This is a genomic window from Rothia sp. HMSC075F09 (assembly GCF_001810515.1).
Classification (GTDB): domain Bacteria; phylum Actinomycetota; class Actinomycetes; order Actinomycetales; family Micrococcaceae; genus Rothia.
Window position 1 is genome coordinate 1 of the sequence record NZ_KV801774.1, and the last position, 24,497, is coordinate 24,497.

Consider the following 24,497-nt stretch of genomic DNA (forward strand, 5'->3'; position numbering starts at 1 on the left):
ATCTCCACGAAGATGTCCTTCTACAGCGGGTTATTGCGCTCTCACGAGGTTTCAACACCTCAGGGCAACAATAACCCGCTTCATCATACACAGAGTGCATATAGATTTTCTCCGGTATAGCACCATATCTCAGGTTTATGCACCGAATATGACGTAAAACTGTTCTAGCAAGTCTCTATTTGGCGTTTTCTGCCCCAGCGTTCTGTGCGGCGGCTTTTGCCTCGGAGGTCTTCTTGGAGGCATAGAACAGGCACACGACCGCGCCCACCGCCGCGGCAACCAGGGGCAGCATCATGGAATCAGCCATTGCCGCCGCGTAGGGTTCACGCAGGACCTGCGGAAGCACGCCTCCAGCAGCGCTGCCGTGAGAGCTACCGCCCGCTGCGGCAGCCGGACCCAACGCGGACAGGTGCGAGGTAATCGCAGAAGCCATAATCGTCGTAATCGCAGCCGAACCCAGCACCGACGCCATCTGGCGGGTCTCGTTGTACACGCCCGAACCCGCACCGGCACGCTGCGGCGGCAGGTTACGGGTCGCAGACACCGACAGCGGACCCCAAATGCAGGCGTTCGCCGCACCCAGAATAATCATCGGACCAACCATCAGCCACAGGTTGCCGTCCGCAACCATCGTCGGGCGGAGCAGAGCAAAACCAATAACCAGCAACGTAAAGCCAATCACGGCAATCCACTTCGGGTCGTTACGGTTCAGACGCGCACCCACCACCGGCGCCAACGCGCCCGAGAACAACGCCATCGGGGCGGTCATCAGCGCAGCCTGGGTCGGGTCCAGGCCCTCCACCTGCTGCAGGTACAGGGTCAGCGGGAACGCCATGCTGATAGCGACCACACCCATAGCGGAAATAGCCACATTCGACACAGAGAAGTTACGGTCACTGAACAGGCTCAACGGAACCAGCGGCTCACGCGGGTTAATGGCCTGCCAACCGATGAACAGGCCCAGCACCAGAATGCCGGCAATAATCAGGCCCCACACGCTCACCGGAACACCGGTGCCCATGAACGAGTCAGTGATGGTGCCCCAGTCGTAGGTGGCACCTTCCTGGATACCGAAAACTAGCAGGAACAGACCGACCGCCGAAAGCACCACGCCCAACCAGTCGAAGCTGTGCTTCTTCTGCTCGAACACCGGCACGTTACGCCACGCCAAGAACAGGCCGACCAGGCCAACCGGAATGTTGATGAAGAAGATCCAGCCCCAGCCGAGGGTATCCACCAGCACGCCGCCCAGAATCGGGCCGACCAGCGAGGCGACACCCGCAGTCGCACCCCAAATGCTCATGGCGACACCGCGCGCATTCGGCGGGAACATCAGCGTAATCAGAGACATGGTCTGCGGGGTCATCAGCGACGCGCCCAGGCCCTGCACCACGCGGGCGGTAATCAGCGACTCAACATTCGGCGACAGACCACACCACAGGGAGGCAAGCGTAAAAATAGCCATACCGATCATGTACAGGTTCTTCTGACCGAAGCGGTCACCCATACGGCCGGTAATGAGCAGCGGCACCGCATACGCCAGCAGGTAGGCGCTCGTCACCCACATGCCCGCCGACAGCGACGCATCCAAATCCTGCAGCATGTGCGGCAGGGCGATGGTGACAATATTGCCGTCCACCAGAATCATGAAGAAGCCAACAACCAGGGACCAGAGAGCAGGCCAGGGCTTGTACGGTGCCTTCGCCGGGTTACCGACGAGAGGCGCTTTTTTAGGGCGTGAACTCAATGATCCTCCAGGGGATGGGTTGTATGCGGGTAGATGTCTGTGTGTTCAGTATTGCCGCTAAGTGAATGCCCCTAATGTTACTCCTTTTCAGGCCGCGGCTTCGGTTGCTCTACCCTAATTCAGCTGTTCACGACGCGTGCGCGAGGCAACCAGGCAACAGGCGCCCTGATGCCACCCCGAAGCACTCTGAACCCACTAGACTGAAGCTATAGAAACTGACAGGGCGCCGCCAATGCTGGCGCGCCCCCCATCAGACCACCCTCAACGAGACGACCACGGGAGGACCCATGGGTTTCTTTGATTTCTTCACCGACCGCACCCCGGCAGAACCCGCCGAAATCCGCCTCGTCGCTTTCGTAAGCGGCAAAGTGCAGGGCGTGGGCTTCCGCTGGTGGTGCGCCGGAACCGCCAAGCCCATGGGGCTGACCGGCTACGCCGAAAACCTCGACGACGGGCGCGTGAAAGTCGTTGCGGAAGGTACCGCCGTCTCCTGCGCTCGCCTGGTAGATATTCTGCGCGGCGGCGACACCGCGGGCCGCGTGGATGAGGTGCTCGTCGAGTGGGAGGAGCCGTCCGGCTCGTTCCGCGGCTTCGGCATCAGGTAGCGCGGACTAAAGTAGCGCGGTTTAGCTAGCCCAGAGCTAGTCAGACCAGAGCGCCGCGAACTGGGCGCGGGTCATATCGGCGCGGCGCACCCGATGCTGCACCGGGTGGCCGTTCTCGTCGGGGCGGCCGGAGCTCGGGTCAATATCGTCGTAGATGCCGGTGAAACCCGCCTTAACCGCCACCCGTTCCGAGGGCTCGTTACCCGCCAGGGCGGTCCAGCGCACACTCTCAAGACCCAAGCCAAGCGGGTCGAAAGCGTAGCCGAGGACGGCACGCAGCGCCTCGGTCATGTAGCCCTTGCCGCGCACTTTCGGGGCGGTGTAATAGCCCAGTTCGGCGCGGGTTCCGGGGCTTTCGGGGGTGCCGTCAGGTAGGCGCAGCTCGATACTCCCCGCGAACACACCGGAGGCGTCAATCGCCCAGCGCTGAATCTGCCCGGCGGCAATCTGGCGGGCGGTGGTGAGCAGGTAGTCCTCGGCGTCCGCGCGCGTGTAGTTCAGCGGAATACGGGTGTAGCGGAGGGTTTCTTCGTCACGGCAGGATTCTACGATGTCGGGGATATCCGCCTCGCGCAGGTGGCGCAGGGTGAGGCGTTCGGTAATGAGTTCGGGCTGGTTGGGCTCTACATATTCGCTGTGTTCTGAGAAGTCACTGCGTTCTGAGAAGTCGCTGTGTTCGGGGGTCATGATTCGAGCTTAACCCCTGGGGTTTGTAGGTGGGATTTGCGCATGGAAATTTGCACGTGGAGATTTGTGCGGGGAAGAGCTTTTTGAACACCTCGGAATGTTCAGTGATGCATATCATAGTTAAACCTTCGGGTTTTAATCCAACATCACTTGATTATTATGAATTATTCATAATAAAATAGTTATCGAGCCCGCCCAATGGGCACCACTTAGAACAAGCGCCGCGCAACGAATCCGCGCGGCACAAAGCAGAAAGAAGAACACTATGGCAGTTCTGACCATCGGCGACCAGTTCCCCGCATACGAGCTCACCGGCGTTGTCCCCGGTAAGCTGGCTGACATCGAAGCAACCAAGCCCGAAGACTACTTCACCACCGTCTCCTCCGAGGGTCTGGACGAAGACACCTGGCGCGTCGTCTTCTTCTGGCCGAAGGACTTCACCTTCGTTTGCCCCACCGAGATTGCTGCATTCGGCAAGCTCGCTGACGAGTTCGAGGCACGCGACACCCAGGTGATCGGTGTTTCCGTTGACAACGAGTACACCCACTACGCATGGCGCCGCTCCCACGAAGAGCTCCTGGACCTGCCCATCGTCATGGCATCCGACCTCAAGCGCGAACTGACCGCAGCGCTGGGCATCCTGAACAAGGACGGCGTTGCAGACCGCGCAACCTTCATCATCGACCCCCACAACACCATCCAGTCGGTCTCCATTACCGCTGACTCCGTCGGCCGTAACACCGACGAGGTACTCCGCCAGCTGGACGCGCTGCAGTCCGACGAGCTGTGCGCATGCAACTGGAAGAAGGGTGCAGCAACCATCGACGCATTCAAGGAGATGAAGTAATCCATGAGCATCGATAACCTGCGTTCGGCTCTGCCTTCCTACGCGAAGGACATGAACCTCAACCTGTCCTCCCTGCCCCGCATTAGCTCTCTCACCGAGCAGCAGCTTTGGGGCGCGATCCTCGCAACCGCAGCAGCAACCAAGGTTGACTCTGTTGTTGTTGAGATTGCTGCAGAGGCTAAGGAGCACCTGAGCGACACCGCTTACGAGGCTGCTCTGGGCGCTGCAACCATCATGGGCATGAACAACATCTTCTACCGCACCCGTGGCTTCCTGAACGGCGCCTACGATGACCAGCGCGCAAACCTGCGCATGCAGATCATCGGTAAGAACGGTGGCATTGAGAAGCTGGACTTCGAGATGTTCGCACTGGCAGTGTCCGCAGTCAACGGCTGCTCCCACTGCGTTGAGGCTCACGAGCACACCCTGCGCGAAGAGGGCGCAACCAAGGAGCAGGTCAACGACCTGATTCGTATTGCTGCAACCCTCGGTGGCGTGGCACAGGGCATTCAGCTGGCTGAGGCACTGGGCTAAACCCACTCAGCGTTAGAGCACACACAGAAGCGGCGCATCCACCCCTTTACGGGTCGGATGCGCCGCTTCCTTTATGCACAGATTATGCCCTGCAGTAGCTAAAAACGCGTTGGACGGCTTTCCTAGCTCCCTCGATTTGGCGCTATACAATGCCTGTATGCGGTACTGTATTTTGGACTCCACCAGCCCTCTTCCCAGCGTAGAAGAACTTACTGAGCTTTACGATTCTGTGGGCTGGAGCGCCTATACCAAAACGCCCGAACGTCTCATCCCGATGTTGGAAGGGTCGCGGTATCTATACACCGCACGAGAGGCAACCACGGACGGAACGGGACGACTCGTCGGGCTAGTCCGCGCCGTCGGGGACGGACAATCTATCGCCTACATTCAGGACCTCCTAGTGCATCCACACGCCCAGCGTCAGGGCGTTGGCTCTGCGCTTCTAAAGCGTGTCATTGATGACTTTGACCGAGAAGACATTCGACAGCGACTCATTACTACCGACGTCGCTAGTGAACACGCCGTTGCGCTCTACAAATGCTACGGTTACGCCCCCGTAGAGGTAGCAGGATGCATCACCCTTGCATGCTATCGATGAGGCAATATCTCATACGGCTCGACTCGTTCAAACTGGCTGAGGCACTGGACTAAACCCACTCAGCGTTAGAGCACACACAGAAGCGGCGCATCCACCCCATCACGGGTCGGATGCGCCGCTTTGTTTTAACTACTTTTGGCTGTCCGCAGCGCCAATGCGCAGGGCTGCATCCCAGCTACTCGCCAGGCGCGTCGCCGCGGCCACCAGAGCCACCAGATCCTCGGCGTACACCGGGGTCGAGCGCACGCCCGCACACCAGTCAATCGTGCCCAAACCCAGCCAGGGCTTACCGGGGAAGAACTCGCGCCGCAGCGCCACACGGCGCTTACCCAGGGCGCGGCGACCGGGCACGTACCCGCCGCGGCTGATGAACAGCGTCTCGCGGCCCTCGAACTCCACCAGCGCCTCCAGGGCCCTCAGCGCAGGAACCCAGCTCGGCTCCCCCACGCTCGCCAGGTCGGCCAGTTCGGGATACTCGCTCTCGTGCTCCGCCACGCTCACGCCCAGGATGTACTGGTAGCGCACCTGCCCGAGCTCCTGCGGCAGGCCGCGGTCAGCGGTCTGAATCGTGCCGCACAGGTGCCGAACGACCGGCTCACCTTCGGCGTTCACGCCGGTCAGGGGCTCGCCGTCCCGGTAGATTGCGGGGCCGTCCAGATAGAGCCCCACCGCGCCGGTACCCGTAATGTTGGGGCGCACCGACCAGCCGGGAAGCGCCTCCTCCAGACGGGGTACGATTCCCTGCAGGACCCCGAAAACTTCGTCGCGAGATACCGCCACAGCGGCTCCTTTCACCTTACGCAGATTTCGTCTAGTCCCAGCTTAGCGAGCGTTCCGGCTACGCGAAGGCAACCACACCATGAGCGCCGACAGCGCCGTGCCGGCAAACATCATGACCGCCATGGACTCCACCGCATTCAGGGGGCTCAACGCCAACAGTAGCGAAGAAATGATGCCGTTACCGTACTGGAAAGAACCCAGCGCAAAAACAATCATGACAGAACATTGGGGGTGGAGATTCACTCATTCTACGCCCATCTTTTAGCGCGTCCACAAGCTTCTTGGTTCCGTCTCAGAGCTCGTCATGAGCACCTTTCAAATAGGAGCAGGAGCGGCGGCGGGTCTACAATGAATCGGTGCCATATCAGGTGCGAGCACAGGCTGACAGAGCCGGATGCGGTGATAACGTCGTCACCCGACCCCCCCCGTTGCGCGCTCCTCCCCTTGTCGGCACCCCACAGCACACATTACGCACGCAGGAGAGCCCATGCACGAGTTCTTTGACCCCGACCAGGTATTCCGCATCGTCGACATTGCCGCCGTTGTCGCCAACGGCCTGCTCGGCGGTGCCGTGGCGCGCGCCTTCCGATTCGACATCGTGGGCTTCCTGCTGCTCGCGGTCGCCTGCGGCATGGGCGGCGGTATGATCCGTGACATCCTGCTGAATTCGGGTCTGCCCGTGGCGCTCACCGACGGCGGCTACTGGGTGGGCGCTATCGGCTCCTCGATTCTGGCGTACAGCATCGACTTGAGTGCCCGCTGGGCGACCCGAACCATGCTCATCATTGACTTCATCGGTATGGGTGCGTGGGCGGCAACCGGCACCATTAAGTCCCTGAACTTGGGCCTGCACTGGCTGCCCGCTATTGCACTGGGTGTGACCACCGCGGTTGGTGGCGGCGTTATCCGTGACATTATGGTCAACCGCATTCCGGCGATTTTTGGCGGTAACTCGCTGTACGCGACGGTCGCGTTTGTGGGTGCGACCGAGACGGCGATTGTGTCTGGTTTCTTCCACCGCCCGAACCTGGCGATGGGTCTGTCTATTCTCCTGTGCCTGGTGTTTGGTGTGCTCTCCCATATGAAGAATTGGCAGCTGCCGACTACCCCGGCTGAGCTGCGTGTGCCTCGCCCGCGTCTCTTCACTTTTGGTAAGCAGGAGGACCGTGCCGTTGCTAATGAGGGCTGGGCCCCTGGTGCTCCGCTCACTGAACAGCTTGAGGTGATTAATGCTGAGCAACTGGAGGAGTACCGCCGCTCTAAGGGTCTTTCAGAGTAAAAACCAATATATGCTGAATATAGAATATGGGATGGTTTCCGCTCGTCAGATGATTATCTGACCGGCAGAAACCAGCCCATATTTACTATGTGCAGTACGGCTAAATCGTGTACTCGGTGCTGTCGTACACCGTCAAGAACTTACGGATACGCTCATCATCCGAAGCAAAGAAACCGGTCGGCTCACCGTTATAGCGCAGGGTACCGTTCTCCAGGAACACGATACGATCCGCAACCTTCTTCGCAAACGCCATATTGTGCGTCACGATGACCAGGGAGCGCCCCTCCTTCGCCAGCTGCATCAGCACGCGGATCACCTCCGCCTCCAGCTCGGGATCCAGCGCACTCGTCGGCTCATCAAAGAGCAGGTAGGAGGGTTCCAACGCCAAGGCGCGGGCAATCGCCACACGCTGCTGCTGGCCACCAGAGAGAGCGTCCGGGTAGGAATCAACCTTGTCGGCAAGACCCACCTTAGCCAGCAGCTCACGGGCACGCTCCTGCGCCTGCTGAGCATTCAGGGTGCCGTTGAGGGTCGGGGCGAGCGCCACGTTCTTCAACGCCGTGTAGTTCGGGAACAGGTTAAACTGCTGGAACACCATCGCCGAACGGGAACGAATATCACGCACCTGCGCGTCGGTGAGCTTCTGACTGTAGTCCACCTGCGCGTCGTCAATGGTGAGCGTGCCGGACTGCGGGGTTTCCAGCAGGTTCAGGCAACGCAACAGAGTCGACTTGCCGCTACCAGACGGGCCCAGAATCACCGTGGTCTCACCGTCGGGGATGTCCAGGCTGATGTTCTTGAGCACCTGCGTGTCGCCAAAGCTCTTCGACAGGGAATCAACGCTAAGCATTGTTGCTCCTTACGTAACGGTTACTGTACTTCTCCAGGGCCGACTGCGCGGCGGTCAGCAGAGTGAAAATCACCAGGTAAATGATGGCGACCTCGGAGTACATTGCCAGCGGCTCGAAAGTACGCGACGCGATCTGCTTACCGGTCTGGAACAGGTCAACCATCGAAATAACCGACACCAGCGAAGTGCCCTTAATCAGGTCGATAAAGTTGTTGCCCAGGTTCGGCAGAGCAATACGCACCGCCTGCGGAATGACCACGTGGCGCAGGGTCTGCATGCGGGTGAAGTTCAGGGTTGCCGCCGCCTCAAACTGGCCGCGCGGAATAGCCGCCACCGCGGAACGGAACGTCTCCGCCACGTACGCGCCGGTGTGCAGGCTCATCGTGATGATCGCGGCACTCCACACGTCCAGGGCAATACCGACCTTCGGCAGGCCGTAAAAGACGATGAACAGCTGCACCAGCAGCGGGGTGCCGCGGAAAACCCAGATATACAGCCAGGCCAGCCAGTTCACCGGGGCGAAGCGGCTCGTGCGCGCGCCGGCGGAGATGATGCCCACCAGCAGCGCCAGCGCGAAGGAGATGAGCGATAGCGGAATGGTCACTGCCAGGGTCGAGCCCAGCAGCTGCGGCAGTGATTCTGCCCAGAGGTTGAGGTAGCGTTCCATGCGCGGAACTCAGCTCCTTATGAGAGTGTTAGTTCTTCGGGGAGAGGTCTTCGCCCACGTACTTCTCGTAAATCGCCTTGATGTCACCGTTGCCCAGGTGCTTCTTCAGCGACTCGTCGATAGCGTTACGCAGAGCATCCTGGCCCTTAGGCAGCAGGATGGAGGAGTTGCTGCCGGTGCCCAGGTCACCGGAGAGCAGGCGCAGGTTAGCGTCCGGGTGCTCCTTCAAGTACTCGGCGAAGGACACGGAGTCGTTCGCGGTCATCTCTGCACGGCCCGAGAGGACCTGCTCGATAGCCTCGTCGAAACCGGAAACAACCACGATCGAGGCGCCCTTCGCCTCCACCATCTTGCGGAAGTTCGAGGTCTCAGACTGCGCCGAGGAGTGACCGGAAATCTCGCTCACGTTCTGCAGGGAAGAATCCTTCTTCACGGCGACCTTCGGCTCGGAGTACAGGTAGGGTACGGAGAAGTCGTACTTCTGCTTACGCTCGTCGGTTGCAGAAACGTTGTTGATGACGATGTCGTAGCGGTCAGCGTCCACGCCGGCGATCAGCGAATCCCAGGGGGTTTCGGTGAACTCTGCAGTCACGCCCAGGTCCTTAGCGACCAGGTCGATGATTTCCTTCTCGAAACCGACCAGGGCGCCGTTCGAGTCGTGGAAGGAGAAGGGGCGGTAGGTGCCCTCCAAGCCCACACGGATCTTGCCGGCAGACTTGATAGCCTCCAGCTTGTTGGTGCTGGATGCGGTGCTGCTGCTGGACGAACCGCACGCTGCGAGCAGTGCAGCCAGGCCGGTGAAGGCGGTGCCTGCGAGGACTGTGCGGCGGTTAATCATTGCGGACATGTTTCTTCCTTTGCGTCGTAGTCGATGCTCTTGTAGGTGCGGGTTGTCACCTTGCGATAACCCGGGGCATCATGCGGTGTGCCCCTTACTCTGCGGGTACAACGCTGGCTATCGTACAGCTATTCCCGATGGGAAAGAATTCAACGTAACATTCCGTCATATTCTCTCATCAATACGGGAAAAGCGGCTGAGACATCAACCACGACGCAGTGCCGGAAGTCCTAGAAGGCGAACCCCTTCCGAGCCTTTCACGAAAGCTTAGGAGGCGGGGCTCAAGTCCTCGCTCACATGCTTCTCGAAAATTGCTTTGAAGTCGCCGTTGCCCAGGTGCTTCTTGATGGAGGCGTCAATCGCATCCTTCAGCGCGGTCTGGTTCTTGGGCAGCAGAACGGCGACGTTGGTGCCGGGGCCGACCTCACCCTCCAGCAGGCGCAGGTTGGCGTCCGGGTGCTCCTTGAAGTACTCGGCGAAGGACACGGAGTCGTTGGCGGTCAGCTCGGCGCGGCCGGTGAGCACCTGCTCGATGGCCTCGTCGAAGCCGGTGACTTCGATGATGGTGGCGCCGCGTTCCTCCACGAGCTTGCGGTAATTGCTGGTCGCGCTCTGGGCGGCGCTGTGGCCGGAAATCTCGGAAGCGTTCTTCAGGCTCGAGTCCTTCTTCACGCCCACGCGGGCACGGGAGTGCGCGTAGGGCACGGAGAAATCGTACTTCTTCTTACGTTCCTCGGTGGGTGCCACGTTATTGAGTACGATGTCGTAGCGGCCCGCGTCCACGCCGGCGATAAGCGAGTCCCAGGGGGTTTCGATGTACTCGGCAGTCACGCCCAGGTCCTTGGCGAGGGTCTCGGCGATGTCGTACTCAAAGCCGGCGAGCTTACCGGAGGCGTCGTGGTAGGTGTAGGGGCGGTAGGTACCCTCCACGCCGATGCGGATTTTGCCCGCGGACTTGATGGACTCCAGCAGGTTGGAGGAGCTCTGTGCGGAGCCCGAGCTGGAGCCGTTACCGCCGGAGCAGGCGGCGAGCAGGCCGGTGGTTCCGGCGAGGGCCGCGCCCAGTAGCAGGGAGCGTCGGTTCAGCACGGCGGAGGTGTTGAGAACGGTCATTCTTGGTTCCTTAATCTACGTTGATGTGTGGTGTGAAAGTTGAAATCTGCGGTATGGATCGGCGACGTTCGCCAGCGGTATGAACCGGCGGCACGAACCTAGCCGGCGAAGGCGGCCTTCAGACCAATCTCCAGGGCCGCGATGAGGTCCTGAACATCCTCAATGCCGATTGCCAGGCGCACGAGGCGGTCATCCACGCCGAACTCGTCGCGGTGCTCCTGGGCGTATGCGCCGTGCGTGGTGTACGCGGGCAGGCTCACGAGTGATTCGATACCACCCAGGCTCACGGCGTTCACGAAGATGGGCAGGGCACGGGCGAAGGCCTGCGCGTCGCCGCCGTCCTTGAGCAGCAGCGAAAAGACGGAGCCGATGCCGTGGGACTGGCGGGACTGCACCTCCGCCTGTTCCTCGGAGGAGTTGCCGGCGTAGAAAATCTTCTCGACCTCGGGACGCTCGGAGAGGAACTCGATGAGCTCGCGGGCGTTCTGCTGCTGGCGTTCCAGGCGCAGGGCCAGGGTCTTCACGTCCTGCAGCAGGCGGTAGGAGTCAATCGGGGGCAGCAGCGCGCCGCTAACGAGCTGACCGCGGTGCAGCAGAATAGCCAGGTCGGGGTCGTTCGTGGCCGCGACACCGGCGAGCAGGTCGGCGTGGCCGGCCAGGAACTTGGTGGCAGATTGCACGGTGATGTCAGCGCCGAGTTCCAGGGGACGCTGCAGGTAGGGCGTCATGAAGGTGTTGTCCACGATCAGTAGGGCGCCGTGGCGGTGCGCCAGCTCCGCAACCGCGGCAATGTCGGTGACCTGCAAGGTAGGGTTCGTGGGGGTCTCAAGGAAGACGACCTTCACGTCCGGGGTGAAGTCCTCATCGCTCAGGGCCGTGAAGTCGCTGATAAAGCGGGTCTTCACAGCACGTTTAGTCAGCTCGGTGGTCGCGAAGCGGTAGGTGCCGCCGTAGGTCGGCATGCCCAGCAGCAGGGTGTCGCCCGCCTCCAGAACGCCGAGGGCCGCCGCGGTGGCCGCCATGCCGGAGGGGTACGCGTAAGCGTGCTCGGCCCCCTCGAGCGCGGCGAGGGTCGCCTGCAGGTTATCGCGGGTGGGGTTCGCGCCGCGCTGGTACATGTAGGTGGTGTCCTCACCTGCGGTACCGAAGGTGCTAGCCAGGTAGACCGGCGGCACGGACGCATCGTAGCGGGCATCGTGCACGGCGTGGATGGTGCGGGTCGTGAAACCGGTCGGTTCGAGCTGGTTCTGGTGGCTCATGGTGGTTCTCCTCCGTTCGGGCTACCCCGAACGCGGGCGTAGCTGGTATTCGTCGTGTATCTGAGATTTACCCTACCCGCATTTTTTATGCCGTTCTAGCTAAACTTCACGGGGGTTAATATGTTCACGCAACGTCATATAAAAATGCGGTGAGGGTACACAAAATACCCGAATCAAAAACATTCTTTTACATTGAAAGAAATACGTTAATCCGGGTATTTTGAGTAATTATTATGGGTGACATTACACCGCGTATTTGGGGCACCTCGAATCACGCGATACGGTCGTGCGGTGCCTCATGTTCAGGGACTATGCCTGATGCGCCAGGGCTGCGGTCAGGCCGCGCTCCAGGTCCTCGATGATGTCCTCAATCTCCTCAATACCGATCGCCAGGCGGATGAGGTTGTCGCTCACGCCGTACTCGTCGCGGTGCGCCTGCGTGTAGGCAGCCTGCACCATGAGCGCGGGGCGAACCACCAGCGACTCGATACCGCCCAGGCTCACCGCGTGGGTGAAAATCTTCAGGGCTTCGAGGAAGGCGGGCAGGTCTGCGCCGTCCACCAGCTCCATGGAGATGAGCGCGCCCAGGCCGTTCGCCTGGCGGGCGTGCACCTGCGCCTCGTACTCGCTGTGCGAACCCGCGTAGAGCACGCGCTTCACGGCGGGGTGCGCCTCCAGGTAGTTGATGACCTCGATGGTGTTCTTCTGCTGCTGGGTCAGGCGCAGCTTGAGGGTCTTGACCTCCTGCAGCAGGCGGTAGGAGTCGGTGGGCGAAAGCATTGCGCCGGTAATCATCTGCAGGTGCCAGAGGCGCTCAGCGAGCGCGTCGTCGTTGGTTGCGGCGACGCCTCCGAGCAGGTCGGCGTGGCCGCCCAGGTACTTGGTGGCGGACTGCACGCTGATGTCCGCGCCCAGGTCGAGGGGCTTCTGCAGTAGCGGGGTCATGAAGGTGTTGTCGACAACCACGATTGCACCGTTGCGGTGGGCGATTTCTGCGATGGCGGCAATATCACTCACGCGCAGGAGCGGGTTGGAGGGGCTCTCCAGGAACACCATGGTCACGTTGTCGGCGAAGTCCTCGTCGGTGAGGGCCGTGAAGTCGCCGATGAAGCGGGTCTTGACGCCGCGGGCGGGCAGTTCGATGGTTGCGAAGCGGTAGGTGCCGCCGTAGGAGGGCATGCCCAGCAGCAGGGTTTCGCCTTCCTTGAGGATGCCGAGGGCGGCAGCGGTGGCGCCCATTCCGGAGGGGTAGGCGAAGGCGTGCTTGGCGCCTTCGAGGGTTGCGAGCGTGGTTTCGAGGGCTCCGCGGGTGGGGTTGCCGCCGCGCTGGTAGTCGTAGGGGCCTTCGGTGCCGTCACAGGGCTGGGCGTAGGTGGTGGTCGTGTAGATCGGAGGCAGGATGGAGCCGTACGGGTTGTCGCGGTCCGTGGTGTGAATTGCCTTCGTGGTGAATCCGGTCATGCTGTCCTCGGCTAAGGGTTATGCATAAAATGCGGGGATAAATATATTGTTAGCTTAGGGCTCTTTTTGAGAGCTGACTAGTTTTTTCTTTTCTGTGACCGAGTGACTTTTTATGACTGAAAAACGGCGTTATATTTCGACATTTTAGACATATATTTCGTCATATTTCGGGCGTGAAAAGACCCGGCGGTCGGTACACGTGTGTGCTGAGTACCGGCCGCCGGGCTCCACACTAGGATACCGGCTCAGCACCCCAGAACATAAGGGTAGGTTTACCTTAAAGCTGAACTGCCCTCCACTAGGGGCGATGCTGCGCCCTCAATCTCGCCCAAACGCGCCGGATGCCCTGCCGGGTATTACACGGGTATTACACCGGGCATAGAAGGAGGGGCGCACCCGGGAAACACCCCGGGCACGCCCCCCTCTTTCAAACGCTCACAAGCGCCTAATTTTTGTAATTACAAGCTACAGCGGCTTATACAGCACAGGCTGCTTACTTCGACAGCACCTGACGCTTCGAAGAAATCACGCCCGTGTTGAAACCAGCCAGGTGCAGGCCACCGTGGAAACGCGCATGCTCAATCTTCACGCACTTATCCATCACCACGTTCAGGCCGGCAGCCTCACCAATCGCGGCAGCCTCCTCGCTCCAGGAGCCCAGCTGCATCCACACGGTCTTCGCGCCCAGATCCACAGCCTCCTGAACCACGCCCGGCAGGTCCTCATTACGGCGGAAAATCTCCACCAGATCCGGGACCTCCGGCAGGTCCTGCAGCGACGGGTACACCGGCTGACCCAGTACAAGCTTGCCCTTCGCCGCCAGAATCGGGTTCACAAAATACAGCTTGTACGGCGACGCCGACTGCAGGTACGTTGCCACAAAGTACGAGGCACGCGAAATCTTATCGCTCATACCCACAATCGCGATCGTGCGGGTATTACGCAGAATGTTCAGACGCTCAGGGGCGGAAGGACCCACCCAGGTACGCTTCTCAGTCATTACTTCTCCTCCTGAGTGGTAGTAGGCAGGGAGCAGGATGCGCCAGCAGCAGCCTCAGCGGCGGCGGCGTCCTCGGCGGCCTTAGCGGCGGCAACCGCCTCCTCAGCCTCCACAATCTTGTCTGCGCTGGACTCACCCACACGCTCACCGGCGTGGTTCAGACCGGTTGCGTAGGTCAGCGCCTGGTCCAGGTCCCAAATGATGTCTTCAATGTCTTCCAGGCCCACCGAAATGCGAATCAGGTCCTCACCCACGCCGGCAGCCTCAAGCTGCTCACGCGACAGCTGCTGGTGCGTGGTCGAACCCGGGTGCAGCACGAGAGTGCGGGAGTCACCAATGTTTGCCAGGTGGCTTGCCAGCTGCAGGGCGCCAATGAACTCGCCACCGACCAGACGGCCGGACGCCTTCTCGGTGCCCTTCACACCGAAGGAGAACACGGAACCGACACCCAGCGGCAGAAGCTTCTTCGCACGCTCGTGGTGCGGGTGGTCTTCCAGGCCGGCGTAGTTCACGTAGGCGATACGCTGATCCTCAACCAGCCAGGAGACAACCTGCTTAGCGTTCGCCAGGTGCGCATCCATACGCTGCGGCAGGGTCTCAACACCCTGCAGCAGGTTGAACGCGGACTGCGGGCTCAGCGACGGACCGAAGTCACGCAGCTGCTCAGAACGCAGCTTAGTCAGGAAACCGAACTCACCGAAGTTACCCCACCAGGACACGCCATTGTAGGAGGGAACCGGCTCGGTCATGGACGGGAAGTTGCCGTTACCCCAGTTGAAACGACCGGACTCGACGACGATACCGCCGAGGGTGGTGCCGTGACCGCCCAGGAACTTGGTGACCGAGTGAATGACGATGTCCGCGCCGTGCTCGATGGGGCGGATCAGGTAGGGGGTGGACAGGGTTGCGTCCACGACCAGGGGGATGCCCGCCTCGTGGGCGACCTCTGCGAGGCCTTCCAGGTCGGCAACCTCACCGGAGGGGTTCGCCACGATCTCGGTGTAGATTGCCTTGGTGTTCTCGGTCAGTGCCGCCTTGTAGTCGGCGGGGTCGGTGCCGGGCACGAAGGTGGTTTCAATGCCGAAGCGGCGCAGGGACACGTCCAGCTGGGTGACGGTGCCGCCGTACAGCTGCGAAGAAGCAACAATGTGGTCACCCTGCTGGCACAGAGCCGCGAAGGTGATGAACTCGGCAGCCATGCCGGAGGCGGTCGCTACCGCACCGATACCGCCTTCGAGGGAGGCGATGCGCTCCTCCAGCGCGGCAACAGTGGGGTTGGATAGGCGCGAGTAGATGTTGCCGTACTTCTGCAGGGAGAAGAGGTTCGCGGCGTCGTCAGCGTCTTTGAAGACGAAGGAGGTGGTCTGGTAGATGGGGACCGCGCGGGCACCGTGTTCAGCGTCGGGGGTGCCGCCCGCGTGTAGTGCGCGGGTGCGGAAGCCGAAAGTATGTTCAGCCATTGGTTTGCTCCTGTGTATCTGCCCGCCTGTGTGCGGGGAGTCGATAGTGGCTCGACTTTATACTGTGCCACCGGCGGCGGGGCGCACCAAGTGCGGGTACCTATATGTCGTTTATTGCGGATTATGACGGGGCATCATATCAGCCGTCATAACAGAAGTTGTTATGACGGCTGATATGATGCGCGATTAATGAGACTGATAAAAATACCCGGTTTTAGCCTGCAATTCCGGGATTTTCAAGATTCTATGAGTGATGAAGATACCGCATCATATCAACATCATCACAGGATCATAACAACATCATCGCAGAAATTGTTATGATGCTGTTATGACGTTCACCAAGAAGTAACCACCGGGAGCATACATGGAAACAAACACCGCCGAACTCATCGATAACCTACGCCGTAGCCAGGCTGAAAACGGGCGAGTAGAAGTCAAAGCTGCAGCTGGCGGGTTCCCCAAGTCCGTTCTTGAAACCGTTAGTGCCTTCGCCAATGGAGACGGTGGCACCATTCTTCTTGGCCTCACCGACCCGGCAGAAGGTCTACAGCCAGTTGAAGGTTTCAACGCACAGGCAGTCCACGACGCATCCGTTGAGGCAATCCGTTCCAAGATCACACCTCGACCCCCGGTAGATATTCAGATTGAGGCGACAGACGAGCAGCACCGTATCGTGCGCATCGATGTGCTCCCCGGCGACCCGACGCAGAAGCCCTACTACATCGAAGCACACGGCATGTATAACGGCTCCTACCAGCGCGTCGGCGAGGCCGATATTCGCCTCACCAAGTACGAGATTGACCGTCTCCTAGAGAACCGCAGTCAGCCCCGTTATGACGAGGAGCTGATTAGTGAGGCAAGCTTCAAAGACCTCTCCCCCACCCTTGTGAGTGCCTATGTCGCTCGCCTGCGCGAGGAGCAGCCTCGTGTTTTTGCGGCGCTTTCTGACCGTGAGGTTCTTCTGCAGGCACGCATTCTACGCATCGATTCTGAGGGCCGAGAAGTACCCACTCTTGGAGCGCTTCTCGCCATGGGCTCATACCCGCAGGCGTTCTTCCCGCAGCTGATGATGAGCGTTGTTGTTCTTCCCGGTGAAGAGCTTGGTGAGGTTACTGAGGACGGTCGACGCTTCCTGGACAATCACAGCTGTACCGGCCCTATCCCCTCCATGTTGGATGAAGCTATGGGCGTTTTAGTTCGCAATATGCGCAAAACGTCCACGATGGAGGGCCTCAACAGCAGCGGTATCGGGCGGGTTGAGCGCTACGAGTATCCGCTGGAGGCTATCCGCGAGCTCCTGGTCAACGCCCTCATGCACCGCGACTACTCGCCGGGTGCGCGCGGCTCGCAGGTGCAGGTTGAGCTCTACACCAACCGCCTGGTGGTGCGTAGCCCGGGCGGTATCTACGGTGCTGTGACTATCCGAGATTTCGGTCAGCCCGGTGTTTCTTCAACCCGCAACAGCTACTTGGCAAGCATTCTGACTGATCTGCCCGATCCGGGTACGGGGCGTTTGATTGCAGAGAATAGGGCTTCCGGTATTCCCACGGTTCTGCGCGCGCTGAAGGAGGCGGGTCTGCCCGCTCCCCAGTTTGCTGACCGTCTGATGTACGTGCAGGTTACTCTGATGCAGCCCCCGCAGGGTACGTCTTCTATGGAGCAGAAGACAGCGCCTGAGTATAAGACTCAGCACGCAACCCATTCCACGGGCAAACATTCAGCCGACACCGTCGAACCGGCAGGCGCCGATGCGTCGCTTGACGGCCTTAACGAACGCCAGGCTGGTATTGTGCGCGGCCTGCGTGCACAGGGCGAGGCTGTTTCCACGGCGTATATCCAAGAGCATTGGGGGCGGGGCGCTTCACGTACCTCCATTACGAATGATCTGCGCCGTCTTGTGGAGGCGAAGCTGATTATCCCGACGGCTCCACCGCGTAGTAAGAACCGTAAGTATCGCGCTGCTTAGACGTGCCCGATAAAAGGTAGACAAAAAGGGGAGGGAAATAGAGCGGTTATTCTCTATTTCCCTCCCCCTTCGACTATTCAGCCAAAACCACGTTTAGCCGCAGGCCCATTCAAAGACGACCTGCGAGAAGTCGCGGGCGGCAAGCGCCTCCGGGGTAATTAGCCAGTTCGCCGCACCGGCATCACCCCACATGATCTCAATCTCCTCGTCTTCGTTCTCCTCGTTCTCCGATTCGGAGACGATAGTCAGCAGGTTCACCGTGTGGCCGCGCAGCTCCTTGAACTCGTCACGCGGGTCATTCTGCACGAAGTACGGATATCCGCCCACGTGGGAGTACTCTTCCTCCGATTCGAAAGGCTCCGTCAACTCGTAGAGAGCTTCGCGGCGAGGCTGGTTCTTATACGGGTTCTCGTGCGCTTCGGGCAGCAACTCATCCGGGTAGGTTTCATCCCACTTCGCACCAAAAACGTCGTAGTAGTCGTAGCCGGAGGCAGTCACACCCTGCTCACGCACCTCAAAGGTCATGCCGTACTCAATTTCGAGCGGGCCGCTCTCACAGTCGAACCCACCGATGGGCCAACCGCCCTCGTCCCAGTCCACGTTCGGGAACGGGGCATCCGGGTTCGGCTCACCCAACGTCTCGTAGTAGACAACGCGGTGATTCTTCTGCGAAAGAGGGTTCTCGTAGTCAAAGCCCCACAAGCACTCTTCATCGTTCGGGTTAATCCAGAACTGCAACATACCGGTCGCCGGGTAAATGTCGTTTTCGGGCAGCTCGGCACAGTTAATCTGCGCGATCATGCCCAGCGGCTCACCCTTCTCATTGGTCGGCGCAGACTCGCCCGCGGGCAGGTACGGGCGGCCGCCAAACTTGGATGCGGTCTGCGGCAGCGGCGCGTCCGGGCTGCTGACCTTCAGGCGAATCGCCTGCTTACGCGCGCCACGCTCGTTGAGCGCGTCGATGACGCGGCGTGCCTGCGCCAGGGTCTCTTCGGAGGGGTTATTCATCGGCATGATGTGCTCGTTTCGTCGGTGAATTAATCGGTGTGAAAGGTTCGGTGTGAAGGCGCGAGGCAACGGTACCGCGGCGCCTTCTACCCCCATTAGACCCTATTTCGGGCAGGCGCGCACCGGTTTCGGTCACGAGTGCATCCGGCAGGCAGAAACGCTGGTGCAGAGCGTGCAGAAAGCCCCGCCTCCTCACCCTCACGCGCAGGACGTGAAAGATACAGATGCGGGGCTTCCAGCGAAAACGAATCTCTACACGAGACGAGAAAGGCTTAGAGCGCCTTCTCGATGGTCTCCAGAACACCAAGCGCGGCAGCCGGGCCAGCGTTCAGGAAGAACATGTCAGCATCCACGCTGTGCGCGTGCTTCTCGGTAACAGCCTTGAGGGTGCTCCACAGCGCCTCACCGGTCAGCTTGGACTCGTCGCCGCCCTGCACACCGTAGAACAGGTAGTCGCCGTCAGCCTGGTCAAGCTGCTCGGAGCTCAAGTCGATGGAGGTCTTCTCAACCTGCGCAGCTGCGGGACGTGCCAGGGACGCATCCGCGCAGATGGAGCCCACGAACGAGGACTTCGCGAAGATGCGGGTGCGGTCAGCGGAAGCGTACAGGAAGGAGAAGGTCTTCTCACTGCCAGCCTTCTGACCGACCGACTTCGCCTTGGTGTTGTACTCCTCCATGAGCTTCTCAGCCTTCTCGGTGGTGCCCAGCGCGGCGGCAATCAGCAGGAAGTCCTGCTTCCAGTTGATGCCGGTTCCCTCGGTGACCACGGTCGGCGCGATCTTGGCGAGGGACTCGTACAGCTCGTCCTTCTTGTTGGTGTTGTTAATGAGGATCAGGTCGGGTTTGAGGTTTGCGATGGCCTCAACGTCCGGGTCGGTGCGCTTACCGACCTTGGCAATCTTGTCGAGCTCTGCGGACTTATTGGAGAACTTGGTCTTCAGGTAGGTGGGGACCAGGTCGGCGTCGCCTGCGGTTGCCGCGCCGACGGGCACGACGCCCAGGGAGAGCACGCCGTCGAGCTGACCGGTGGAGAGAATCACGACCTTGGAGGGTGCGGATTTGATGGTGGTTTCACCGCGGAAGTGCTTGACGGTGCGGGGGAATTCGCCGTCAACGGTGGTGGTGCCCATGCCGGAGGGCAGGGCGGAGGGTGCCACCTTCTTACCGGTCGCAGAAGCAGACGCGGAGGAAGAGCCGGAAGTGTTGGAGGAGCCGCATGCCGCCAGGGCGAGGGCACCGAAGGAACCGAGTGCGAGTGCGCCGAAGGAGCGGCGGGTGATCTTGTTCGTCATATTTGCCATATTATTAGGATAACCTCATATATGCATATGCGATACTTAATACTTATCTATTGATACGTTAAGCATCCTCCGTCCGCACGGGAGCACACCGCTCCCCCACCACCTCCAAAGCCTATGACACCACAGACCTCCCCCTCTTCCGGACCCGCCGTTAGCGCTGCTTCCCTGGCGAAAATTCGTGCCCTCTCCGCTTCTTCGGACGCCGTATCTGGCGCCTCCTCTGGCGGTCAGGGTGGCAAGTCTATCTCGCGTCTGGCGGTTGCGCTCATTATTGGCGGCGTTCTGCTAGTGCTGCTTTGCGCCCTGTCGTTTACGGTGGGTTCGCGCCTGTTCACCCTGGACCGCTCCATTGACGGTTTCCTCCACCCGGAGGCGAACACCATCGAGTCGAAGCTGATTTGGGCGAAGCGTGCCCCGCGTACCGCCGCGGCGTTGCTGGTGGGTGCCGCGTTGGCGGTGTCGGGTGTGCTCATGCAGGCGTTGAGCCGTAACCCGCTGGCTGAGCCGGGTCTGCTGGGTGTGAACTCGGGTGCTGCCGCCTCCGTGGTGGTCGGTGTGGGCGTTTTTGGGGTGTCGTCCCCGTTCGTTCAGCTCTGGCTGGCGCTGGCCGGTTCGGGTCTGGCGGCGGCGCTGGTGTTCGTCATGGGCCTGGTGGATTCTAAACCGAACCTGGATTCGACGGCGCGTCTGGTGCTGACGGGTGTGGCGGTGAATGCCTGCCTGGGCACGATTACCGGCATTATCACGATGTTTAATTCGAAGGCTTTTGATTCGCACCGTTTCTGGGTGGTGGGTTCGCTGGAGAACCGCACCTTTGAGCAGGTGCTGTCTGCGCTGCCCTTTGTGGCGTTGGGTTTGGTGCTGTCGTTCATGCTGATTGGTCCTCTGCGTGCCCTGGCACTTGGAGAGGATGCGGCAGCCGGCCTGGGTGTGCCGGTGACAATGGTGCGTGGCGCGACGATTATTGCGATCATGGCACTGTGTGGTGCGGCGACTGCGGTTGCGGGCCCGATTGGTTTTGTGGGCCTGGTCGTGCCGCATGTGGTGCGTCTGCTGGTGGGTTCCGATATTGCGCGTGTGCTGCCGCTGTCGCTGGTGTACGGCCCGGTGTTGGTACTTGCCTCCGATATTTTGGGTCGCGTTCTGGTGATGCCGAGTGAGCTTGAGGTGGGTATTGTGACCGCCTTTATTGGTGCCCCGGTGCTAATGGTTCTGGTGCTGCGATTGAGTACGGGTGCGCGCGGTGCGAAGAAGGGCCGCATGGGTGCGAAGGCGCAGGCGCACGATGAATCGGGTCCAGCTCATGTGTCGGAGCACGGTCCGCATCGTGCTCAGCGCCCTGTTGCGCGTGGTTCGTCTGGTTCATCTGGCGCGTTTGGTTCGTAGGTCCCGGTTTCTGAGAGGTTTTATTGTGAGCGTTGTGTCTCGTTCTGTAGCCGGGTCTGTGCGTATCCCGGGGCGTTACCGCACCCCTATTCCGCGTACCCTGCTGGTGGTGGCGGTGCTTGTGGTGGCGGCGGTCGCCTCCCTGGTGTTTGGTAGTTATCAGATGAGCCCTGATCAGGTGTTTCGCCTGATTTTTCAGGGTGAGGGCACGGAGATTGAGCGTCAGCTGGTGTTGAATCAGCGTCTGCCGCGTATGCTTGCCGCCGTGGTGGTGGGTGCGGCTTTGGGCTTATCGGGCGCTATTTTTCAGTCGGTTTCCCGTAATGCTCTGGGTTCGCCGGATATTATCGGTTTCACGGTGGGTTCGGCGACCGGTGCCCTGTCTGTGGTGCTGATTGGGTCGTTGAGTTCTACCGGCGTGGGTATGGGCATGGGCGCTATTATTGGCGGTTTTGCGACGGCGGCCGTGGTGATGCTTCTGGCGGGTGTGCGCGGTGGCGCGACGATGGGTCAGAAGATGGTGCTGATTGGTATTGCGGTGAGTGCGATGCTCAGTTCCGTGAACGATTACCTAATCACACGCGGTGATTTGGAGAAGGCGGAGGCGGCGAAGACCTGGCAACACGGTTCGCTAAATGCGCTGTCGTGGAATCAGGTGTCGGTGCAGGCGGTGCTGCTGCTGGTGGCGATTCCGCTGGTGCTGATGCTGACGCATCGCCTGCGCGTCTTGGAGCTCGGCGACGATTTGGCGGCGGGTTTGGGCCTGCCGGTGAAGAGGACCGTGAACCTGCTGGTGGCGGCTGCCGTGCTCCTGGTGGCTGTGGCGATTTCTGTTGCGGGCCCAATTGGTTTCTTGGCGCTGGTTGCCCCGCAGATTGCGCGCCGCCTGTGGAACACTCCGGGTATGGCGATGTGGCATTCGGCGCTGCTGGGTTCGGTGATTTTGGTGCTGGCTGATTTTGTGTCGGCTCGTGCGTTGGCGCCGTTCCAGATTCCGGTGGGTCTGGTGACGGGCGCGTTGGGTGGCGTGTACATGCTGTGGTTGCTGCACCGTCAGCGCTAGTTGCGCCGTCTTATTCCGTATGAGTGACCGGGTGTTCCCAACTGGGGGCACCCGGTTTTCTCTGTTTCACGGGGTTTCGCTAGGTTTCACGGGTGGTTTCAGAATTTTTCAGAATTTTCCCAGTTTTACCCCGGGGTAGATTAAAAACTGCTTATCGTGTCAGGGGTCGCTCATAGAGTGTAGGTGTTGGAAGGGACGATCCTTCCGACCGGGCACACCGTCTCCTGCGGTGTTGCCGCTAGGTTGATTCAGCATCTACGGAAGGAACGGTCATGGACAACACCACTCACGAGAGCCAGTACGCAAACGCAGAGATTTCCTGCACCGCCGATGAGCAGCTGTGCCGTGATGCAGAGTTCAACCTGCTGATGCAGGCGGGCACCATCGTCCGTATGGAGCGTTTCAACGTGGAGGAGCTCCGCGGCGTTCTGGAGCAGCTGGTAGCTGACGGTTCGTGCTTCCGCACCGCGCCGGCCTCTTCGACGATGGGCCGCGTGATGCGTCACCTGACTCAGGGTGCTTCCGGTTACGAGGCGAACTTGACTGAGCTGCGTGCGGCGGCACAGAACGCTCTGCTGTTCGTGTTCCCCCTGGAGAAGGACCTGGAGATGTGCCTGCGCTTTGAGCGTGTGCAGGGTACCGGCTTGGCGTTGACTCGTCTGGGCGTGAGCCCGGTCAATGGTGACCTGTGGACTCAGCACTGGGCGATGCGCGCGCTGGAGTGCACCGGCGGCGTGTTTGCGGTGGAGTCCGCTCCGGGTGCCTGCAATTTTGAGCTGCGCCGCGAGATGTTCTACGCGATGCTGTCGCTGGTTGAGCTGTCGACTTTGGGTCTGTCGGCTGAGCCGGAGGACTTCTACATGTTTGCCGATTCGGAGGCTGTGTGTAAGAAGTTCAAGCGTGAGCGTCGTGATTGCCGCCGCGCAATGCGTGCCCAGTACGACCGCGCCGCGTAAGGCATGTGTGTATGCCCTGCGCGGCATACGCGTTTAAAGGCCTAGCCAGTGCCGTTTTGTGGACTGTTAGAGCCACTTATTCTTCTTGAAGAACCAGTAGAGGAGCAGACAGGAGACCAGCATCAGCAGCAGGGCCGCCGGGTAGCCGAACTCCCACTTGAGCTCGGGCATGACCTCAAAGTTCATGCCGTACACGGAGCCAACGATGGTGGGCACCATGAGTAGCGCCGCGTAGGCGGAGATTTTCTTGGTGTCGTCGTTCTGCTGCTGACCGAGCAGGGTGTCGTGCACGCGCAGGGCGTTTTCGAGGGAGGTGCGGAGGTCCTCCAAACGTTCCTTCGTGTGGACCACATGGTCGAGCACATTACGGAACTGGCGGGCAAGTTCCACGGCCTCGTCTTCGACTTCGCCTCGGCTCGCGCCCGGGTAGGGGGACGGGTCGAGCGCGCCGGTGCGTAGGCCTTCAATGATGCGACCCATCATCGGTTCGAGGGGTCGGCAGGCTCGCTGAAAGTCAATCACCTGGTTGAGTAGCTCGTATATGCGCTGCGCCAGGGAGTTGGCGTCTTGGCGGTCGTGCGCGGAGAACAGGATGTCTTCAATCTCGTCGTTGTCGTTCTCGAGTCCCTCGAGCACGGGGGCGTACCTGTCGACGGTGCTGTCGAGGATGCGGTGCAGCAGTCGGGCGGGGGATGCATCGGGGGTGGCGTAGAGCAGGTTGAACTTGTCGTTGATGCGCTGTTCGTCGCGAACGAGTGCGAGGGTGTAGCGGGGGCCGGTGAAGAGGTGCAGTTCGCTGAGGCGCACTTCTTCTTCTTTGTCGAGGTAGATGGCGGGGCGGATGACGGTGAAGAGGGAGTCGCCGTATCGTTCTAGTTTGGCGCGCTGGTGGCCTCGTCCGGCGTCTTCGATGGCGAGTTCGTGCAGGTTGAAGGTTTTTTGCAGGGCGTGTAGTTCGTGGATGTCGGGGTTGGCGTATCCGAGGGCTACGGCGGTGTTCTCGTCCGCGTAGGCGCGGAGGGTTTCTTCCTCGGTGGCACCCAGCTGAGGGCGGTCCGAGCTCGGGTAGATAGCTCCGGTGATATAGGACAT

The 24,497-nt window shown here is 60.5% G+C and carries 24 protein-coding genes; 9 read left to right on the plus strand and 15 right to left on the minus strand.

Annotated elements, in window-relative coordinates; genetic code table 11:
- Window positions 1-175 precede the first annotated feature (175 nt).
- Complete coding sequence (locus HMPREF2749_RS00985) at window positions 176-1,747, minus strand: DHA2 family efflux MFS transporter permease subunit (protein WP_070593072.1); 1,572 nt, start codon at window positions 1,745-1,747, stop codon at window positions 176-178.
- A 287-nt stretch (window positions 1,748-2,034) separates the two neighbouring features.
- On the opposite strand from HMPREF2749_RS00985, the gene HMPREF2749_RS00990 reads away from it, so the two are divergent.
- The gene (locus tag HMPREF2749_RS00990) at window positions 2,035-2,352 is read left to right on the plus strand and encodes an acylphosphatase (RefSeq protein ID WP_049334014.1); all 318 of its coding nucleotides are present in this window, start codon (window positions 2,035-2,037) and stop codon (window positions 2,350-2,352) included.
- Window positions 2,353-2,388: 36 nt separating this feature from the next.
- On the opposite strand, the gene HMPREF2749_RS00995 is transcribed toward HMPREF2749_RS00990, so the two are convergent.
- Window positions 2,389-3,039 (minus strand): GNAT family N-acetyltransferase, encoded by a 651-nt coding sequence (locus HMPREF2749_RS00995; RefSeq protein ID WP_070593074.1) that lies wholly within the window; start codon window positions 3,037-3,039, stop codon window positions 2,389-2,391.
- Between the two features lie 265 nt (window positions 3,040-3,304).
- On the opposite strand from HMPREF2749_RS00995, the gene HMPREF2749_RS01000 reads away from it, so the two are divergent.
- The 3 genes from HMPREF2749_RS01000 (at window position 3,305) to HMPREF2749_RS01010 (ending at window position 5,018) form a co-directional block, all read left to right on the plus strand.
- On the plus strand, window positions 3,305-3,886 hold the full coding sequence (locus tag HMPREF2749_RS01000) for a peroxiredoxin (RefSeq protein ID WP_049346562.1): 582 nt from the start codon (window positions 3,305-3,307) through the stop codon (window positions 3,884-3,886).
- Window positions 3,887-3,889: 3 nt separating this feature from the next.
- Window positions 3,890-4,420, plus strand: coding sequence for an alkylhydroperoxidase, AhpD family (locus HMPREF2749_RS01005; protein ID WP_049346559.1), 531 nt, complete (start codon window positions 3,890-3,892; stop codon window positions 4,418-4,420).
- 157 nt (window positions 4,421-4,577) lie between these two features.
- A complete protein-coding gene (locus tag HMPREF2749_RS01010) occupies window positions 4,578-5,018 on the plus strand; it encodes a GNAT family N-acetyltransferase (RefSeq protein WP_049346711.1) in 441 nt (146 codons plus the stop codon).
- Window positions 5,019-5,147: 129 nt separating this feature from the next.
- On the opposite strand, the gene HMPREF2749_RS01015 is transcribed toward HMPREF2749_RS01010, so the two are convergent.
- Together HMPREF2749_RS01015 and HMPREF2749_RS09270 are read right to left on the minus strand one after the other, a co-directional pair.
- On the minus strand, window positions 5,148-5,798 hold the full coding sequence (locus HMPREF2749_RS01015) for an L-alanine-DL-glutamate epimerase (protein ID WP_070593076.1): 651 nt from the start codon (window positions 5,796-5,798) through the stop codon (window positions 5,148-5,150).
- Window positions 5,799-5,840: 42 nt separating this feature from the next.
- Entirely contained in the window at window positions 5,841-6,014 is a 174-nt protein-coding gene (locus HMPREF2749_RS09270; protein ID WP_168162422.1) for a hypothetical protein, read from the minus strand.
- Between the two features lie 271 nt (window positions 6,015-6,285).
- Here HMPREF2749_RS09270 and HMPREF2749_RS01020 point away from each other — a divergent pair, with 271 nt between their 5' ends.
- Window positions 6,286-7,077, plus strand: a complete 792-nt coding sequence (locus tag HMPREF2749_RS01020) for a trimeric intracellular cation channel family protein (RefSeq protein WP_070593079.1) — start codon at window positions 6,286-6,288, stop codon at window positions 7,075-7,077.
- A 100-nt stretch (window positions 7,078-7,177) separates the two neighbouring features.
- On the opposite strand, the gene HMPREF2749_RS01025 is transcribed toward HMPREF2749_RS01020, so the two are convergent.
- From HMPREF2749_RS01025 to HMPREF2749_RS01060, 8 genes are all read right to left on the minus strand, one after another.
- On the minus strand, window positions 7,178-7,927 hold the full coding sequence (locus HMPREF2749_RS01025; RefSeq protein WP_005507268.1) for an amino acid ABC transporter ATP-binding protein: 750 nt from the start codon (window positions 7,925-7,927) through the stop codon (window positions 7,178-7,180).
- On the minus strand, window positions 7,920-8,594 hold the full coding sequence (locus HMPREF2749_RS01030; RefSeq protein WP_070541738.1) for an amino acid ABC transporter permease: 675 nt from the start codon (window positions 8,592-8,594) through the stop codon (window positions 7,920-7,922). The genes HMPREF2749_RS01025 and HMPREF2749_RS01030 overlap by 8 nt, the downstream gene beginning before the upstream one ends.
- 28 nt (window positions 8,595-8,622) lie before the next feature.
- Window positions 8,623-9,441 carry a transporter substrate-binding domain-containing protein gene (locus tag HMPREF2749_RS01035; protein WP_049346550.1) on the minus strand — a complete coding sequence of 273 codons (819 nt, stop codon included), beginning with the start codon at window positions 9,439-9,441 and terminating at the stop codon, window positions 8,623-8,625.
- 258 nt (window positions 9,442-9,699) lie between these two features.
- The gene (locus tag HMPREF2749_RS01040) at window positions 9,700-10,545 is read right to left on the minus strand and encodes a transporter substrate-binding domain-containing protein (RefSeq protein WP_070593081.1); all 846 of its coding nucleotides are present in this window, start codon (window positions 10,543-10,545) and stop codon (window positions 9,700-9,702) included.
- 98 nt (window positions 10,546-10,643) lie between these two features.
- A complete protein-coding gene (locus HMPREF2749_RS01045) occupies window positions 10,644-11,804 on the minus strand; it encodes a trans-sulfuration enzyme family protein (RefSeq protein WP_070593083.1) in 1,161 nt (386 codons plus the stop codon).
- Window positions 11,805-12,113: 309 nt separating this feature from the next.
- A complete protein-coding gene (locus HMPREF2749_RS01050) occupies window positions 12,114-13,265 on the minus strand; it encodes a trans-sulfuration enzyme family protein (RefSeq protein WP_012904272.1) in 1,152 nt (383 codons plus the stop codon).
- A gap of 493 nt (window positions 13,266-13,758) precedes the next feature.
- Entirely contained in the window at window positions 13,759-14,265 is a 507-nt protein-coding gene (locus HMPREF2749_RS01055) for a CoA-binding protein (protein WP_005509183.1), read from the minus strand.
- Complete coding sequence (locus HMPREF2749_RS01060) at window positions 14,265-15,725, minus strand: O-acetylhomoserine aminocarboxypropyltransferase/cysteine synthase family protein (protein WP_070593085.1); 1,461 nt, start codon at window positions 15,723-15,725, stop codon at window positions 14,265-14,267. The genes HMPREF2749_RS01055 and HMPREF2749_RS01060 overlap by 1 nt, the downstream gene beginning before the upstream one ends.
- 364 nt (window positions 15,726-16,089) lie before the next feature.
- Between HMPREF2749_RS01060 and HMPREF2749_RS01065 the strand changes: the two genes are divergently transcribed.
- Entirely contained in the window at window positions 16,090-17,691 is a 1,602-nt protein-coding gene (locus tag HMPREF2749_RS01065) for an ATP-binding protein (RefSeq protein ID WP_070593087.1), read from the plus strand.
- A gap of 93 nt (window positions 17,692-17,784) precedes the next feature.
- Here the strand turns inward: HMPREF2749_RS01065 and HMPREF2749_RS01070 are convergent, their stop codons facing one another.
- Both HMPREF2749_RS01070 and HMPREF2749_RS01075 read right to left on the minus strand, forming a co-directional pair.
- The gene (locus tag HMPREF2749_RS01070) at window positions 17,785-18,705 is read right to left on the minus strand and encodes a YwqG family protein (RefSeq protein ID WP_070593089.1); all 921 of its coding nucleotides are present in this window, start codon (window positions 18,703-18,705) and stop codon (window positions 17,785-17,787) included.
- 266 nt (window positions 18,706-18,971) lie between these two features.
- Entirely contained in the window at window positions 18,972-19,991 is a 1,020-nt protein-coding gene (locus HMPREF2749_RS01075) for an ABC transporter substrate-binding protein (RefSeq protein WP_070593126.1), read from the minus strand.
- A gap of 123 nt (window positions 19,992-20,114) precedes the next feature.
- Here HMPREF2749_RS01075 and HMPREF2749_RS01080 point away from each other — a divergent pair, with 123 nt between their 5' ends.
- The 3 genes from HMPREF2749_RS01080 (at window position 20,115) to HMPREF2749_RS01090 (ending at window position 23,405) form a co-directional block, all read left to right on the plus strand.
- Entirely contained in the window at window positions 20,115-21,386 is a 1,272-nt protein-coding gene (locus HMPREF2749_RS01080; protein ID WP_070593092.1) for a FecCD family ABC transporter permease, read from the plus strand.
- A 25-nt stretch (window positions 21,387-21,411) separates the two neighbouring features.
- On the plus strand, window positions 21,412-22,449 hold the full coding sequence (locus HMPREF2749_RS01085) for a FecCD family ABC transporter permease (RefSeq protein ID WP_083301074.1): 1,038 nt from the start codon (window positions 21,412-21,414) through the stop codon (window positions 22,447-22,449).
- Between the two features lie 272 nt (window positions 22,450-22,721).
- Entirely contained in the window at window positions 22,722-23,405 is a 684-nt protein-coding gene (locus HMPREF2749_RS01090; protein ID WP_049350446.1) for a hypothetical protein, read from the plus strand.
- Between the two features lie 66 nt (window positions 23,406-23,471).
- On the opposite strand, the gene HMPREF2749_RS01095 is transcribed toward HMPREF2749_RS01090, so the two are convergent.
- On the minus strand, window positions 23,472-24,497 hold the full coding sequence (locus HMPREF2749_RS01095) for a magnesium and cobalt transport protein CorA (protein ID WP_012904285.1): 1,026 nt from the start codon (window positions 24,495-24,497) through the stop codon (window positions 23,472-23,474).

What these genes read in the sequence shown, in the direction of transcription:
- HMPREF2749_RS01005 (WP_049346559.1), top strand. Translation starts at nt 3,890, where the DNA reads ATGAGCATCGATAACCTGCGTTCGGCTCTGCCTTCCTACGCGAAGGAC.
- HMPREF2749_RS01025 (WP_005507268.1), bottom strand. Translation starts at nt 7,927, where the DNA reads ATGCTTAGCGTTGATTCCCTGTCGAAGAGCTTTGGCGACACGCAGGTG.
- HMPREF2749_RS01065 (WP_070593087.1), top strand. Translation starts at nt 16,090, where the DNA reads ATGGAAACAAACACCGCCGAACTCATCGATAACCTACGCCGTAGCCAG.
- HMPREF2749_RS01040 (WP_070593081.1), bottom strand. Translation starts at nt 10,545, where the DNA reads ATGACCGTTCTCAACACCTCCGCCGTGCTGAACCGACGCTCCCTGCTA.
- HMPREF2749_RS01020 (WP_070593079.1), top strand. Translation starts at nt 6,286, where the DNA reads ATGCACGAGTTCTTTGACCCCGACCAGGTATTCCGCATCGTCGACATT.
- HMPREF2749_RS01080 (WP_070593092.1), top strand. Translation starts at nt 20,115, where the DNA reads ATGACACCACAGACCTCCCCCTCTTCCGGACCCGCCGTTAGCGCTGCT.
- HMPREF2749_RS01075 (WP_070593126.1), bottom strand. Translation starts at nt 19,991, where the DNA reads ATGACGAACAAGATCACCCGCCGCTCCTTCGGCGCACTCGCACTCGGT.
- HMPREF2749_RS01030 (WP_070541738.1), bottom strand. Translation starts at nt 8,594, where the DNA reads ATGGAACGCTACCTCAACCTCTGGGCAGAATCACTGCCGCAGCTGCTG.
- HMPREF2749_RS01070 (WP_070593089.1), bottom strand. Translation starts at nt 18,705, where the DNA reads ATGCCGATGAATAACCCCTCCGAAGAGACCCTGGCGCAGGCACGCCGC.
- HMPREF2749_RS01095 (WP_012904285.1), bottom strand. Translation starts at nt 24,497, where the DNA reads ATGTCCTATATCACCGGAGCTATCTACCCGAGCTCGGACCGCCCTCAG.
- HMPREF2749_RS01060 (WP_070593085.1), bottom strand. Translation starts at nt 15,725, where the DNA reads ATGGCTGAACATACTTTCGGCTTCCGCACCCGCGCACTACACGCGGGC.
- HMPREF2749_RS01045 (WP_070593083.1), bottom strand. Translation starts at nt 11,804, where the DNA reads ATGAGCCACCAGAACCAGCTCGAACCGACCGGTTTCACGACCCGCACC.
- HMPREF2749_RS01050 (WP_012904272.1), bottom strand. Translation starts at nt 13,265, where the DNA reads ATGACCGGATTCACCACGAAGGCAATTCACACCACGGACCGCGACAAC.
- HMPREF2749_RS01090 (WP_049350446.1), top strand. Translation starts at nt 22,722, where the DNA reads ATGGACAACACCACTCACGAGAGCCAGTACGCAAACGCAGAGATTTCC.
- HMPREF2749_RS01010 (WP_049346711.1), top strand. Translation starts at nt 4,578, where the DNA reads ATGCGGTACTGTATTTTGGACTCCACCAGCCCTCTTCCCAGCGTAGAA.
- HMPREF2749_RS09270 (WP_168162422.1), bottom strand. Translation starts at nt 6,014, where the DNA reads ATGATTGTTTTTGCGCTGGGTTCTTTCCAGTACGGTAACGGCATCATT.
- HMPREF2749_RS00995 (WP_070593074.1), bottom strand. Translation starts at nt 3,039, where the DNA reads ATGACCCCCGAACACAGCGACTTCTCAGAACGCAGTGACTTCTCAGAA.
- HMPREF2749_RS01000 (WP_049346562.1), top strand. Translation starts at nt 3,305, where the DNA reads ATGGCAGTTCTGACCATCGGCGACCAGTTCCCCGCATACGAGCTCACC.
- HMPREF2749_RS01035 (WP_049346550.1), bottom strand. Translation starts at nt 9,441, where the DNA reads ATGTCCGCAATGATTAACCGCCGCACAGTCCTCGCAGGCACCGCCTTC.
- HMPREF2749_RS01055 (WP_005509183.1), bottom strand. Translation starts at nt 14,265, where the DNA reads ATGACTGAGAAGCGTACCTGGGTGGGTCCTTCCGCCCCTGAGCGTCTG.
- HMPREF2749_RS00990 (WP_049334014.1), top strand. Translation starts at nt 2,035, where the DNA reads ATGGGTTTCTTTGATTTCTTCACCGACCGCACCCCGGCAGAACCCGCC.